We start from the raw sequence: 15,530 nt of genomic DNA, 5'->3' as shown, positions 1-15,530 counted from the left end.
CAACCCTGGTTATGGCAAACCGGGGAAGGCGGTGATGATGTTGCCGGCGGGGCAGGTGATGACGGTGATGTGGGTGGTGGGGGTGCCGGTGCGCTCGTGGCCGATGATGGTGCCTGTGTTTTTGGTGCGGGCAAGGTTTAAGGTGCCATGGACGGGCTGTGGTGCTTCGTCTTTTGCTTCTTTGATGTGCTGCAAAATGTCGTGAATGGGGATACAGAATTTCCCGGTGCCGGGGTGGCGTTCGATACGATAGTAATGACGCTCGATGATGTGGGCGAATGCAGTGATACTGAGATAATAGGTTTTCTGTTTTAGCCGGCTGCTGTTGGGTAACTGTGCGAGCAGATCATGACTCATTTGGGTGAGCCATTGTTGGGTATCGGAGAGGAGGAAGAGGAGTTTGATGAATTCGTGTTCGTTAAGGTAATTCATATTGAAGGTTTTAAGAAGTTTACTTTAAGTGTTACCTCAAGAGTTTTGGACGCCCACTTTTTTTCTTTTCTTTTTGCTGTCGCTAAGGCGGGAAAGGTGTGGTGAATGGCATTTGAATTTGCACAATCATATTGCCTGCAGCAGTTTGATTGTTTTTTACATGTTTAAATGTTGTGCACGCACAACTATTCTTTCTTTTGTGTTCCGCTATGGCGGGAAGGATGTGATGAATTGAATTTGAAGTTGCATAGTTATCTTGTTTGCGGCGCTGCGCTTGCAACATTTTTCTGTCACTTTTTGCTCCCGAAGATGCTTCGCTCATCGGGACAGGTTGTCCAAAAAGTAACTCCCGCTGTTACGGGACAGGCAAAAAGGACCCCGAAAACCAATGTATCCCGACGCTGCGGCCGGGATCTTCGACAGCCTGGTTTTCGGATTACGCCTTGATTTGGCTTTTGCAGTACTGTAGTTAATTGCATTTGTGCATTTCCGATCACCTTCTGTGCGGCATGTTGATTTTTTGCAGACTATTATTATTAAAGGCTATCGTAGTTTATTTTTTGATTGGTGAGTTGCATATCGATGATTTGATGGTTAGAGTTTGCGGTTGTTTTTGCGGAACCATTTTTTGAATAAGTAGTGTGTGTAGTGATCACGCCAGCGGCAATAGCGTTTTATCATTTTCTTACTATCGTGTCCGTAGCCGGGCCATTGTGCGCCGAGTGCATCGAGTTCGGAAAGTTGGGTACGGATTTCGTCCTGGCGGTAGAACCCCTGACCGTAGTGCATTGCAATGATGTAATTCTGCAGGTGTTGTTTTGCTTCTTCTCTTCCTTCACGTTTCCATGAACCGGCATTGAGGTTATCGATAAAATCGGACAAGAGCTGATTGGGTGTGCAATCCCAACATTTGCAGAGCATGAGGATGCCTTGCGGGATGTGAAAACGAAACTCCTGTGTTGAGGCATGGTCTTCTGTTTGCCATTTGAGGATAGGTTTAGGGAGTTTTTTGGGAAGGGGTTTGGTGTCGTTGGTTATGCGCATTGGTTGATAGTTGATGGTTAATGGTTCATGGTTAATAGTTCATGGTTCATGGTAAGCCGATAGTTGATAGCCGATAGTTGGAAGCCGATAGTCGAAAGCCGATAGTGGTGAGACGTGAGTTCCTCCTACGCTCAAAGCTCCAACTACGTCATGACTACGTTGGATAAATTCGGAGGATAAGGCCGAGCTGATGGATGTGTATTGACTGTACAAAGTTGTGATGCGGCTGGTGGATATACCATTCTGTGAAGGGATATCTTATACTTTAAAAAGGATATTTTATGCGGTGAGTTATTGGGTTTATTGACGGTGTTTTCTATTTTTATGAAAGCTTATATTTGTGTTATATGAGTACTGCTACAAAGAACATTCATGAAGGACGCAACGTAAAACGTTTCAGGGAAATGCTTGGGATGAAACAGGAAGCGCTTGCTGATGCAATGGGTGAAGACTGGAACCAGAAAAAGATTTCGTTGCTGGAAGCAAAGGAGAGCATTGAAGCAGCCATCCTGGATGATGTTGCAAAAGCTTTGAAAGTACCGGTTGATGCAATTAAGAATTTTGATGAAGAAGCTGCTATAAACATTATTGGAAATACAGTCACTAATCATGACAACGCATCTGTTTTTAATTATTATCCTACATTCAATCCGTTTGAAAAAATGGTTGAATTATATGAACGTCTTCTCACAGTTGAAAGAGAAAAAAATGCATTACTTGAAAAATTATTAGAGAAGAAATAAGTGTCAGGGGAGATCCTGAAAAAGCCATTGCCTGCGGGCAGTGGCTTTTTTTTGTTCGTGTGAGTTGTATATGCTGCGGCCGGCACTACTACAGCGGTGCAGGCTTTTTCAATAGGCGTGTTCATTTTTACACTAAGTGTAAAATATTATTTTTTACGATTGGGCTTCAAACGTTAACTTGCAGCCGTATCAACAGGCGGGAAGTTTTCAGAAGAACAGAATGGAGCGTGAGGCCGTAACTGTCTACAGGACATATATTTGCAACTATGGAAACGGTGCCGGAGCACCTGTGAACTGTATTTTGAAACCTAATAACCAACAAAAGTCTGCTGGTAAGCAGTGTATATAAATTATTGATGGAGGGTAAATGAGCCTGTTTGGCTTGTTTGCCCTTTTATCGTTATACGTCTTTGATTTATCGTAGTACTCAGTCTTTTTTTCGAATGATGTGACTGAGGTGGCGAAGCTTTGTAGTAAATTAGCTCAAAGCTGAGGGTTGATGGTTTATAGTTGTAAGCCGATAGCCGATAGCCTGTAGTCTTTAGCCGATAGTTTTTGAAGTTCTAAGTTGAAAAGGTCAGGAGTTAAAGATTTATGAGATGTGGCAGCCGGGAAGTATAGAAGACGGGAAGGATTATGCGCTGCGCTTATAATGGTATCACACAGAGGAGCGGAGACGCAGAGGGTCGTTCACTGTGTTCACGATGTGGCTCACGGATAACTCAGATTACGCAGATTTGGATCATTCACTTTGTTCATGATTGACAGCACGCTTCAATCAGCTCATTTCAGAGAGGTTCCAGGTTAAGAAGTGAATGGTGAAAGAGTTGGTACGATATTCCATAGACAGATGGGATTAAACTATGACGGACATGAAAAACTGGTATGCTGTTTATACAAAGCCCAGGTGGGAGAAGAAGATCTGTGCCCAACTTGAGCGGAAGGGGCTTGTTTATTATTGCCCGATGAATAAGGTGCGCAAGAAATGGAGCGACCGGTACAAAGTGATCGAGGAACCATTGTTTAAATCGTATGTATTTGTGTGTGTGAATGAAGAAGAAAAAGCAAGGGTGCGTTTAACAGATGGGGTGGTGAATTTTCTTTACTGGAACGGCAAGCCGGCCATCATCAAGGAACAGGAGATTGACGTGATCAGAAAGTTTCTGAATGAGTATACTGGTGTGCAGGCAAGACCTGTGCAACTGGAAAGTGGCCAAAAGGTGCGTGTGAAAACTGGGCTGATGATGGATACGGAAGGAGTTGTGATCAAGGTTTTGCATAACAGGGCTTATGTGCTGTTGGAGAGTCTTGGTTATGAATTAACGGCACAGTTTGAGAAGAGTAATTTGGAGCCGGTTGGAGGAGCCGGTAGTCTTTAGCCGGTAGTGGATAGCCGATCGTTTTTAGTTCTGAAGTTCTGAGTTTTGAAGTTTTATCAATCATTCAATAAATCAATCGTTGCGGCGTTAGTGCCGCAGCCGGATTAACTGACCAAATAAATTACATGAACCGTTTACTTTCATTTTCAACAGCCGTGTTTTTGTTGTTTCTATCTTCCTGTGTATCGCCTGCCAAACTTCGGAAGGAGGTTGTTTATTTTAATGAGGGGCTAGATACGGCCAAACTGAACAACTACCAGCTGGTGGAACCTATTATACAAAAGGGAGACCTGTTGCAGGTGAATATTTCTTCGAGAAGTTCTTCTTTAAATCAATTATTCAGTCAAAACTATTCTCAGGGAACAGTTGGTGCCGGAAGCGGGGGAAGTTCGGCAGCCGGAAATGGAGGAACGGGTGGTGCATCGAATAGCTACCTGGTTGATATTGTGAGCGGAGAAATTAAACTGCCTTTGCTTGGTATTATTCGTGCCGATGGTATGACCAAACTGGAACTTGAAAAAGAGATCGTGAAACGGGCCGGTGAATATCTGAAAGAAGACCCGATCGTAAATGTGCGTTACCAAAATTTCCGCGTGACATTTCATGGACAGGTAGGTGCGCCAGGGGAAGTGACGTCAACCTCAGAACGATTAACATTTCTGGATGCGCTTGCTTTAGCAGGGGGTGTGACCCAAGGTGGTAGTTTAAAAAATATCCTGATCATCCGTGAGCAGAACGGGAAGCGTACCATGCATACTGTTGACTTGACGAGGGGAGATTTTTTTCAATCGCCCAATTATTACCTGAAGCAAAATGATATTGTGTATGTAGCTCCAACAGACCGCATGTTAAAAGCATCTGACCAAACTATGCAGCGTACTTTTCAATATGTTTCTTTTGGGTTGAGTCTTATCAACGTAATTGTTGTTCTAACTACTATTTTCCGATAATAATTAATAAATGGCCAACGAATTTGATCATCTGCCACAGGCAGAAACTGATAGCAAGCTTTTAACCTTTAAGGAAATCCTGTTCAAGTATATTTCGAACCTGCCTTTGTTTTTCTTTTCCTTAGGCATTGCATTGATTGTGGCTTGGGCGTACCTGCGCTGGTCGACGCCGTTGTTTACAGTTAACAGCAGTATGATCGTGAAAGTGGAGAATGCCACCAATATCAAGGGCTCAGATAAGTTCAGCAGTATTTTTAACCCTACTGATAAGATCAATACCGAGGATGAGATCGATTTGATGCGATCAAAGGAATTCCTGAAACGGGTTGTGGATTCGTTGCATCTGAACAGTATTTATGTGGAACATGGTAAGGTGCGGAGCAGTGAGATCTACAAGCAAACACCGTTTATTGTTGAACCTGTGAATATTGCTGACAGCAATAGTGGCTATTCGTTTAATATTCAGCTGGCGGGCCAGAACAGTTTTGTGATGAATAAGGAAACGAAGCCACGTCCGTTTTACAGCAATATTGAAATGGGAGGTTCGACCTTCAGGATTATTCCCAACCCCGGAATTGCGGATGCCGTTGGCAGGAAGTATACGTACTACTGGAGCCCATCAAAATCTGTGGCAGGGGCAATAGCCGGAAAACTTGGCATTGCTCAAAAAAGCCGAAACTCGAGTGTGTTAAACTTGAGCTTAACCACCGAGAACGTAGATAAAGGGATTGATATCCTGAACCAGGTGATGAAGGAATATGGCAGTTACAATGTGGAAGACAAGAGCCGTATTTCTGAAAATTCACTCCGGTTTATTTCCGAACGATTGGGCGAGCTTGAAAATGACTTGGGTATTGTTGAAACCAACCTGCAAGATTTTAAGAAGCGTAACCAGTTTCTTGACCTGGAGAATCAATCGCAGATGTATCTTGATAATATTAATGAATCTGAATCTGAATTGCGAACCCAGGAAATGCAGATCATGGTGCTTGATCTCCTTGACAATTATATCAAGGATAAAAAAAATGCTTACAATCTTACTCCGACTACGTTGGGTATTGCTGATCCTACTTTATCTGCCTTAGTAGCTGAGTATAATCAACTGATCCTGAAAAGGGAAAATGAACTGAGAGTGAGCAGAGAGAGTAGTTTAGTGATCAAGGAGATCGAGCAAAGTATTGAAAAGACCAGAACCTCCATGATCGAGAACCTGAAAAATATACGGCAGTCTTATGTATTGTCGAGGAACGAGTTAGAAAAAAGAACCCGAACAGTACGTACTGAAATGTTTTCCTTGCCTGAAAAGGAGAGCCAGATCCGGGAGATTAAACGACAGCAACTGATCAAGAACGAACTCTATACTTTTCTTTTGCAAAAGCGTGAGGAAACCGGTATTCAACTGGCATCCACTGTTTCCAATTCCAAAATATTTTCTGAAGCAGAAGGTGGGTGGATGCCCATCTTCCCTAAAAAGCGAAGTGCCTATATGCTGGCTGTGTTTTTTGGATTATTGATCCCCGTGATCATTGTGTTGATCCGTGACCTGATGAACGACCGGGTTACCACGAAGGCAGACATTGTGAAATATACCAAAATGCCAGTGATTGGGGAGCTTGGCCACAATGATAAAGGACAGACACTGGTCGTGATCAAGAACAGCCGTACCATTCTTGCCGAACAATTCAGGATCATCCGCAGTAACCTGCAACCGGTGTTGAAAAAAGACCGGACGCCTGTGATCCTTGTTACTTCTTCTTTCAGTGGTGAGGGTAAATCATTTGCGGCTACCAACCTGGCCGCTTCCATCGCTTTAACGGGTAAGCGTACCGTGATCTTGGAGTTTGACTTACGTAAACCAAAAGTTGTGAGCGGACTTGGTTTGCAACGGGCTTTTGGTATTACGCATTATGTTATTGGCAAGATCAGCTTAGAAGAATTACCGATAAAGGTTCCTGATACTGATAACCTGTTTGTAATCGCCTGCGGACCCACACCGCCCAATCCCTCGGAGATGTTGCTTGAACCCAAAGTGAAAGAACTTTTTGAGTTCTGCAGGGATAATTTTGATGCAGTCATCATCGATACTGCCCCGGTTGGACTGGTAAGTGATGCCATGACGCTTTCGCAATTTGCAGACTGCACTTTATTTGTGATCCGTCAGCGATACACGTTTAAAAAGCAATTGCAGATGCTGGAAGATCTCTATCAGCAAAAGAAATTCCCGACTGTAAGCATGCTGGTGAACGATATTAAAGTGGAAGGTTATAACAGTTACTATGGTTATGGTGGTTATGGTTATGGCTATGGCTACGGCTATGGTTATGGTTATGGCTATTATGATAATGATCCGTCGAAGAACAAGTGGTATAATAAGGTGTTGCAGTTTATCGGGATTAAGTAAAGAAGGATGTAGGATGTAGGAATTGGGAATTAGGAATTGGGATTTGGGATTTGGAGATTGGGAATTTGGAAGTAGTAAAAAAGGGGCTGTTGGTTTTGCCCTGACGCTGCGGTGGGGACGTTCGACCCCATGTTTCGGCGGCAGCCTTGATTTAGCTGAGTGCTACTGTGGTTAATAGCATTTGTGCTTTCACAACCATCCTATGTTGATCATGCTGACTATACCAGCCATCTTAGTAGGATAAATTGAGAATTGTTTTGTGTTTAATTGCATCAGGTCCTTATTCAATAAGCTTCGAAAAGGCTATAACAAATAGTCGGGATCTTGTTTTATCAAGTTGGCATGTTATTTTTTGGGAAAATATTGATTATATCTGCCGGTTTTAACAGGTGAATAGATAGAAAACGGTCAAGTGATTTGGTTTACGATTTTTTTAAAGTGATTTCCTTACTCTATGTGCCGCATTGCCGGAATTTTTGATCCATCGTTGAAGAACCTGCAGGAGCAGGTGGTGAGTATGCGTGATGCGATGCATCGTGGCGGGCCTGATGATGCGGGTTTGTTTGTGCATCCATCTTTGCCGTTGGCGTTAGGTCATCGGCGTTTGTCGCTTATTGACTTGAGTGAGGCCGGTCATCAACCGATGATCGATGCTGAGCTAACCATTGTGTTCAATGGTGAGATCTATAATTATTTAGAGCTGCGTTCTACACTTCAGCACTACGGCCACCAGTTCAACACAGAAAGTGATACAGAAGTTATTCTGAAAGCTTACCGCCAATGGGGAGTGGATGCTTTCGAATATTTTAATGGCATGTTTGCGCTTGCACTGCTTGATGAAAAAAAGCAGCAACTGGTATTGGCCAGAGATCATGCGGGCATCAAGCCGTTGTATTATTATATTGATGCGCATTGTCTTTATTTTGCCTCAGAGATCAGGGCCTTTGCAAAGGCGGAGAAGGTATTTGAAGAAAACGAAAGATGGCGTTCGGCGTTTTTAACCTTTGGTCATTTACCTGAACCTATTACCACACTCAAAAATGTTGTGCCACTTACAAAAGGAACGGCATTGGTTATGGAACTGCCATCGCTGAAAAAGAAAGTGCATCGTTTCTTTAAATGGACTTTTACCGGTCAACTGAAAAACGAGGATGAAGCATTACAATTAATGCGTGAAACGCTGGAGCAGGCAACAGAACGTCATCTTATTGCAGATGCACCCATCGGATTGTTCCTGAGTGGCGGTATTGATTCGAGCCTGCTTACTTTAATTGCCAGTCATACACGAAAAGATAACCTTCATACGCTATCGATCGTTTTCAATGAAAAAGCATTTTCAGAGGAGAAATATCAACAGCTGATTATTGATAAGACAGGGGCAAAGCATCAATCATTTTTAGTAACGAAAGATATTTTCAATACACAACTTGAAGATGCCATGGAGGCCATGGATCAACCAACGTTAGATGGTATCAATACATACTTTATTTCGATGTATGCAAAGGCATACGGATTGAAGGCTGTGCTCTCAGGACTTGGTGCCGATGAATTATTCGGCGGCTACCCTTCTTTTCAGCAACAGAAAAAGATGAAGTATGTGCAGAAAATGCCTGCGGGTTTATTACGGGGAATGCAACGTTTCCCTGATCACCGTATCCGCAAACTCAGCTATGCCGGTATGCAAAATACTGCTGCGGAGTATTTAAGTTACAGGGGCATTTTTACACCTGTGTCTGTTGCGTCGTTACTTGATACCACTGAAAAAGAAATTGAGAACGATCTTATTGCACTGAGCGAATATTATCCTGTGAGCACATTGAGTAATGGCAACAGGGTGAGCTGGCTTGAAACAAATTTTTATATGCAGAATCAGTTGTTGAAAGATTCTGATTTTATGAGTATGTGGCATGGACTTGAAATACGGGTGCCTTTTTTAGATAAGGAAGTGATGTTGATGGCGGGTGCCATTGATGCGGCCATTAAGTTTAAAACAACCCCACCAAAATATGTGTTGGTGAAAGCGTTTGAAAACGAACTGCCGGAGGCTATCTGGAAACGAAAGAAACAAGGGTTTACGTTTCCCTTTGAAGGATGGTTAAAAGAAAATGAATTTATTAAGCCTTCGAATACGGATGAAGAGCAATTGTATAAGAAGTTTCAGCAAAAGAAATTATCGTGGGGAAGGTATTGGTGTGCGTTGTTGATGAACAGGTTTCAGCGGAATGGATAGGAGACCCACCCCTACACTCCCGCTTAGTGCGGGACAGGCCCTCCCCAGGAGGGGATACATTCTAAGAAGCTTTCGAAAAACGAGGAAGATCAATTGTTTAAACACTTTGAGCAGGGAAATTATCGTGGGAAGGTATTGGTGTGCGTTGTTGATGAACAGGTTTCAGCGGAATGGATAGGAGACCCACCCCTACTCCCGCTTATTGCGGGACAGGACGTCCGGGAGGACCCACCCCTACCCCTCCCAGGAGGGGATGCATTCTAAGAAACTTTCAACTTATGATTCAACTAAAGAATTTTAAGGTAGCTGGGAATCGTTAAGATGAAGAAGAAAAAAATTGCCTTTTTTGTGTTGACGGCTTTCTCGCATATGGGCGGTATTGAAAAGTTTAACCGTGCTTTTATTAAAGCATTGGCTGAACTTTCAACTAAGCTTCAGCTGAAGACAACTCTTGGGGGAATGTACGATCAGTCGTTTGATAAACAGTACACAGAACAACAAGCTTATCATGCATTCAACGGAAAGAAATTACAGTTTGTGTTATGGGCTGTAAAGCAATCGTTGCAGCAGGATCTGATCATCCTGGGGCATTTGAATCTTGCACCCATTGCCGTTTTATTGAAATTGATCGCTCCGAAAAAAAAACTGATCATTGTTTGTCATGGTATTGAAGTGTTTGAACCGGCAGGCGGACTAAAGAAAAAAGCGTTGCAACAAGCCGATCAGCTTTTAGCGGTGAGCAGATTTACCAAGGAGCAATTAATTACCAAGCAAGGGTTACGTGCTGAAAAGATCACGGTGTTTCCTAATACGATCGATCCCTTTTTTACATTTCCTGCAGACTTTACAAAACCGGTTTACTTACAGGAACGCTATGGCATTGCAGCCGATGAAAAAGTGATCCTCACGTTAACACGTTTGAACAGCAACGAGGGCTACAAAGGATATGATACATTGGTAAGCATATTGCCGGAGCTCTTGAAAAAAAACATCCCCTTCAACTATATTCTTGCAGGGAAAGCTGATGCAGGAGAACTGCAACGGATGAATGCATTGATCAAATCACTCGGCTTAGAACAACAGGTGATGATGCCGGGTTTTATTGCGGATGAAGAAATAACTGATCATTATTTATTGGCCGATGTGTTTGTGATGCCGAGTAAAGGCGAAGGATTTGGTATTGTGTACACAGAAGCAATGGCTTGCGGTTTGCCTGTGATTGCGGGGAATAAAGACGGGAGTACGGAGGCGTTGCAGTTTGGGGAGTTGGGGACGTTGGTTGATCCGGATAGTTCCGATGAATTAACTGAAGCATTAGTAAAAGCTTTAACGACAGAACATAATTCAAGAGAAGTACAACAAAACATGTTGAAGTATTTTTCTTTTGAACGATTTAAGGAAAGGTTGCAATCCGTAATCACGGCAGTTTAGGCTTGCTGCGCAAGTGATTTTTTCTGTCACTTTTTGCTCCCGAAGATGCTTCGCTCATCGGGACAGGTTGCCCAAAAGTAACCAAAAGACAGCCGAAACATATTATCCCGACGCTGCGGCCGGGATCTTCGACCCCCATGTTTCGGCGGCAGCCCTGATTAAGCAGTTGTACTACTGTGGTGAAATGCGGTGGCAAGCGCATGTACATCCCAGGTGTAGCATAATGACTAAACAAATCCAGAGCTACAATACGATTTAATAGAATGAAACCAACACGTTTTTTATTAGCAGGATGCGGAACAATTGGTGAGCGGCATGCAAGGCTTGCTGCAGAAAAGGGCGTGCTGGTTGCGGTGTGTGATATTGATGAAAAAAAGGCGAAGGCATTTTCAGCGAAGTATGATTGTTATCGTTACTCATCACTCAATGATATGCTGATTATTAAAGGAGTTGATGTATTGATGAGCGTATGCAGATAATCCAGCAATGCGAATGACCAAAGTGAAAGCCGATTGCCCGAAGTGGATGATCGATATTTGCCAGCCAAAAAGACAATAAGAAATTATGAATCATTTGAACGATACAACTGAGCAATGGGATTTAGAAATCAAACCCAAGGCCTCTTTGTTTGATCTCAATTTAAAAGAAGTTTGGAAATACCGTGATCTGATGTTATTGTTTGTACGCAGAGATTTTGTGGCGCAGTATAAGCAAACCATTTTAGGGCCATTGTGGCATGTCATTCAACCTGTGCTGACTACTATTATGTTCATGATGGTGTTTGGAAAGATTGCCAATATCCCAACTGATGGAATAGAACCCATCCTGTTCTATATGAGCGGCATTACCATCTGGAATTATTTCTCTACCTGTTTAACCGCTACGTCGAATACTTTTGTGGCCAATGCGCATATTTTCGGGAAGGTATATTTTCCCCGGCTGGTATTACCTTTGTCGGTTGTGATGAGTAATATTGTGAAACTGGGAATCCAGTTCGGTATCCTGTTTCTGATAATGATCTGGTTTGCTGTTTTCAGAGACGTACCTATTCTGTTTGGTGTTAACTGGTTATTGATTCCCTTACTTGTAGTGATTATGGCCGGCATTGGCTTAGGCCTGGGAATTATCATCTCTTCACTTACCACCAAGTATCGTGACTTTACTGTTCTCATTGGGTTTGCCGTACAGTTATTGATGTATGCAACCCCGGTTGCTTATCCATTATCCTTTTTAAAAGACAAATCGTTTGCACCCATTATCGAATGGAATCCCCTCAGCCCAATCGTTGAAGGTTTCCGTTTTGCATTATTTCAAACCGGGAATTTTGAATTGCTGTCGTTGGGTTACAGTGTATTGTTTATGCTGGTCGTTTTAGTTATTGGTGCTGTGTTTTTCAGCAAAGTAGAACGCACATTTATGGATACAGTGTAAGATGTAATCGTGTATTCAGAAAGTACGCTTTGTAAACGTTTCGTTTGAACTATTTGATTCTATAATATCGGAAATTTTTTGAATTATGTGTGGAATTGCAGGAATTATCAGGTTTAAAGATCAGCCGGTTGATGCTTCAGAAATCCGTTCGTTAACGGATGTGATCGCACATCGAGGACCCGATGGTGAGGGTTGCTGGATCAGCAGCAGTCAAACTGTTGGACTTGGACACCGAAGGCTGTCGATCCTTGATTTGAGTGATTCCGGATCGCAGCCAATGCATTATGCGGATGGGGGGCTAACGGTTGTGTTCAACGGGGAAATTTTCAATTTTGCCGAACTAAGGGAGGAGCTAAAACAAAAAGGCTATCAATTCCGATCTGACTCTGATACCGAGGTTTTACTTGCTGCTTACCATGCGTGGGGGAAAGCCTGTTTAGACCGTTTCAATGGTTTCTGGGCTTTTGCGCTGTGGGATGAACAGAAACAGGAATTGTGGCTGGCCAGAGATCGTTTTGGCATCAAACCATTATACTACCTGATGCAGCCGGGGAAACAATTGGTGTTTGGTTCTGAAACCATTCAGTTCAACTATATCAGGGACTTTCAGCGTGAAGCAGATGCCGGCTTGGTGAGTTATACCATAGGGAATTGCTGGGGCCTGGAAGGATTAGGCAAAACGATTTTTCGAGGCATTGAACAAGTGCGACCGGGACATTACCTTACCATTACTACAAAGGGTGAGATAAATGTAAGGCATTGGTGGGCTACAGCGGATCATCTGGTTTCTGTTCCTGATTCGTATGACCAACAGGTAGAACAATTTCGGGAGATTTTTGAGGATGCGGTAAAACTCCGGTTGCGTAGCGATGTTAATATAGCTTCTGCCTTGAGTGGCGGACTGGATTCTTCTTCTGTATTTGCCGGCATCCATCACCTGGTTACGGGTCAAAAAGATCTATACCGTTTACCAAAAGAATGGCAGCGAGCTTTTGTGGCAGTTTTTCCGGGCACGGAGCAAGATGAACGGGTGTATGCAGAAGCAGTGCTAGCGCATACAGGCGGGCAGGCTGTTTTTGTAGATACCAATACCGGTAATGATTTGCCGGAAAGGGTCATTAGCAGTATCCGATCGTATGATACCATTTATTCAACTCCTCTTTTTATTCTTGATGGCGTGTATGGTGCTATGAAAAAACATGGCATCACTGTATCAATGGATGGACATGGGGTAGATGAAATGATGTATGGATACGCACACAATGTATCACATGCTTTGCAGATTGAACAAAGCAAACAATATACGGAATATGCGAATGATATCCGCCAAACCTGGCTGAATATGTTGCAACCGGCTGAACGAAAACGACAATTAAACGCCCTACGATTCTCAAACAGGTTGTCAGGATTTATGAAACGCAAACTGAATGGGATCTTGCCCGGCTCCAGTCAAAGCCAGTCTGCTTCGAATTGGTTCAACCAAGAGTTACTCTCCGGAATCAACCTCCTGGAACCCGCAGCACCCCTCTCTTTCAGCGGAGCAGAAGCAGACCTTTACAGGACATTTCATTACAGTACATTGCCTACCATACTACGCAATTTTGACCGTGGTGCGATGCGTAACAGTATTGAGATCAGGATGCCTTTTCTTGATTACAGGCTGGTTAGCTATGTGTTCTCTTTGCCTATGCAAAGCAAATTAGGCGGAGGTTTTACGAAGCGCATCCTGCGAGATTCGATGAGGGGTATTCTGCCGGAATCAGTGCGAACCCGAAAACTTAAGATCGGGTTTAATGCGCCTCTTGAAAGCTGGTATGAAAAAGAGTTAAAAGAACTTATCCGGGATGAGGTTTCTTCTCAGCGTTTCAGGCAAAGTGATTACTGGAACGGAGAAGTGATCTCTGATTTTGTGCTGGACAAAACGAAGAATAACAGCTGGACAACTTCCGATTGTTTTCGTTTCTGGCCTGTTCTTAATGCACATATATTATTAAAAAAATAAACAACGATAGATGAGTGAATCCTGTTTGAATTTTGCGATCATTGGCTGTGGCCGTATTGCCCAGCGACACGCTGAACATATTCATAATAAGGCAGTGTTGAGCGCTGTATGTGATATTGTGCCTGAGAAAGCTGAAGCAATGGCTCAGAAATTTCACGCCAAGGCTTTTTATAGTGTTGAGGAAATGCTGCAATCTGATACTTCCATTGACATTGTTTCTGTTTGCTCCCCAAACGGATTGCATGCGGAACACAGTATTCAGGCATTGAACGCAGTAAAACACGTATTGTGCGAAAAGCCGATGGCCTTATCAGCAGAGGATTGCGGCCGGATGATACAGGCGGCGGAGAAGCATAATCGTCGGTTATTTGCGATTAAGCAAAACCGTTATAACCCTCCTGTTGCAGCTGTTAAGCAGATGATTGATGAAGGAAGACTGGGAAAGATCTATAGTATACAGCTCAATTGTTTCTGGAACCGTAATGAAGATTACTACAAGAATTCGTGGAAGGGAACCAAAGAATTAGACGGAGGTACTTTGTACACGCAGTTCAGTCATTTTATTGACCTTTTGTACTGGATGATCGGAGATATCAGTGAAGTAAAAGCAATGATGGATAATTATCATCACAACGGTATTATTGAATTTGAAGATACAGGGGTTGTGATCTTACGGTTTGTAAATGGAGCAATCGGCACTGTCAATTATACGGTTAACAGTTTTCAAAAAAACATGGAAGGATCACTAACGATTTTTGGTGAAAAGGGCACTGTGAAGATCGGTGGGCAATATCTCAACGAACTTGAATACCAACAGATCGATGGTTACAGAATTGACAATCTTCCTGAAGGGAATAAACCGAATAATTACGGCAATTATGTTGGTTCCATGAGTAATCACAACCTGGTGTATGACAATGTGATCAATGTGTTGGAGAAAGGCGGCAGCATTACAACGAGTGCGTTTGAAGGATTGAAAACAGTTGAGATCATCCAGAAAATTTATGCATCTGCACATGGAAAATAATCAACCGAATCTTAAACAGGCCGGTATTGTTGATGTGGTATTCGGTGAAAAAGTAACGGTGGTTCAGCCGGTTAATCTTTATGGTTGCGGCATCGGGAGCAATAGTTTTATCGGACCTTTTGTGGAAATACAAAAGAACGTAACCATTGGAAGTTTCTGCAAAGTGCAGTCGCATAGTTTTATCTGTGAGCTGGTGACCATCGGCGATCATTGTTTTATTGGACATGGTGTGATGTTTATCAACGACCTGTTCAGTACCGGTGGCCCTGCAGGTGGCGACAGTTCCCAATGGAAAGCGACCGAGATCGGCAACCATGTTTCCATCGGAAGCAATGCAACGATCTTACCGGTCCGTATCTGTGATGATGTTGTGATTGGTGCGGGTGCTGTTGTAACAAAAGACATTACTGAACCTGGTATTTATATTGGTAACCCGGCAAGAAAAAAGCGATCCCTTTAA

At 43.0% G+C, this 15,530-nt stretch carries 13 protein-coding genes; 11 read left to right on the top strand and 2 right to left on the bottom strand.

All coding sequences use genetic code 11. The features are described from left to right. Window positions 1-9: 9 nt before the first annotated feature. Window positions 10-432, bottom strand: coding sequence for a hypothetical protein (locus VK159_RS04670; protein WP_324228987.1), 423 nt, complete (start codon window positions 430-432; stop codon window positions 10-12). A 594-nt stretch (window positions 433-1,026) separates the two neighbouring features. Beyond that, complete coding sequence (locus VK159_RS04665) at window positions 1,027-1,476, bottom strand: hypothetical protein (protein WP_324228986.1); 450 nt, start codon at window positions 1,474-1,476, stop codon at window positions 1,027-1,029. A 347-nt stretch (window positions 1,477-1,823) separates the two neighbouring features. Between VK159_RS04665 and VK159_RS04660 the strand changes: the two genes are divergently transcribed. From VK159_RS04660 to VK159_RS04610, 11 genes are all read left to right on the top strand, one after another. After that, on the top strand, window positions 1,824-2,219 hold the full coding sequence (locus tag VK159_RS04660; protein ID WP_324228985.1) for a helix-turn-helix transcriptional regulator: 396 nt from the start codon (window positions 1,824-1,826) through the stop codon (window positions 2,217-2,219). A gap of 872 nt (window positions 2,220-3,091) precedes the next feature. Next, window positions 3,092-3,598 (top strand): UpxY family transcription antiterminator, encoded by a 507-nt coding sequence (gene nusG / locus VK159_RS04655; RefSeq protein ID WP_324228984.1) that lies wholly within the window; start codon window positions 3,092-3,094, stop codon window positions 3,596-3,598. Between the two features lie 125 nt (window positions 3,599-3,723). Further along, entirely contained in the window at window positions 3,724-4,548 is an 825-nt protein-coding gene (locus tag VK159_RS04650) for a polysaccharide biosynthesis/export family protein (RefSeq protein WP_324228983.1), read from the top strand. A 10-nt stretch (window positions 4,549-4,558) separates the two neighbouring features. Next, window positions 4,559-6,949, top strand: a complete 2,391-nt coding sequence (locus VK159_RS04645) for a GumC family protein (protein WP_324228982.1) — start codon at window positions 4,559-4,561, stop codon at window positions 6,947-6,949. Window positions 6,950-7,403: 454 nt separating this feature from the next. Beyond that, window positions 7,404-9,179: an asparagine synthase (glutamine-hydrolyzing) gene (gene asnB / locus VK159_RS04640; RefSeq protein ID WP_324228981.1), complete on the top strand. Its 1,776-nt coding sequence runs from the start codon at window positions 7,404-7,406 to the stop codon at window positions 9,177-9,179. Between the two features lie 321 nt (window positions 9,180-9,500). Next, window positions 9,501-10,610, top strand: coding sequence for a glycosyltransferase family 4 protein (locus VK159_RS04635; RefSeq protein ID WP_324228980.1), 1,110 nt, complete (start codon window positions 9,501-9,503; stop codon window positions 10,608-10,610). Between the two features lie 263 nt (window positions 10,611-10,873). Continuing rightward, window positions 10,874-11,089, top strand: coding sequence for a Gfo/Idh/MocA family oxidoreductase (locus tag VK159_RS04630; RefSeq protein ID WP_324228979.1), 216 nt, complete (start codon window positions 10,874-10,876; stop codon window positions 11,087-11,089). 85 nt (window positions 11,090-11,174) lie between these two features. After that, window positions 11,175-12,041 carry an ABC transporter permease gene (locus tag VK159_RS04625; protein WP_324228978.1) on the top strand — a complete coding sequence of 289 codons (867 nt, stop codon included), beginning with the start codon at window positions 11,175-11,177 and terminating at the stop codon, window positions 12,039-12,041. An 85-nt stretch (window positions 12,042-12,126) separates the two neighbouring features. Continuing rightward, on the top strand, window positions 12,127-14,043 hold the full coding sequence (gene asnB / locus VK159_RS04620) for an asparagine synthase (glutamine-hydrolyzing) (protein WP_324228977.1): 1,917 nt from the start codon (window positions 12,127-12,129) through the stop codon (window positions 14,041-14,043). A 10-nt stretch (window positions 14,044-14,053) separates the two neighbouring features. Next, window positions 14,054-15,070: a Gfo/Idh/MocA family oxidoreductase gene (locus tag VK159_RS04615; RefSeq protein ID WP_324228976.1), complete on the top strand. Its 1,017-nt coding sequence runs from the start codon at window positions 14,054-14,056 to the stop codon at window positions 15,068-15,070. Continuing rightward, complete coding sequence (locus tag VK159_RS04610) at window positions 15,060-15,530, top strand: acyltransferase (RefSeq protein ID WP_324228975.1); 471 nt, start codon at window positions 15,060-15,062, stop codon at window positions 15,528-15,530. Before VK159_RS04615 ends, VK159_RS04610 begins: the two co-directional genes overlap by 11 nt.

It is taken from the genome of Lacibacter sp. (assembly GCF_035299325.1).
GTDB lineage: Bacteria > Bacteroidota > Bacteroidia > Chitinophagales > Chitinophagaceae > Lacibacter.
The sequence above is the reverse complement of the archived record's forward strand: the minus strand, read 5'-3'. Positions and strand labels throughout refer to the sequence as shown.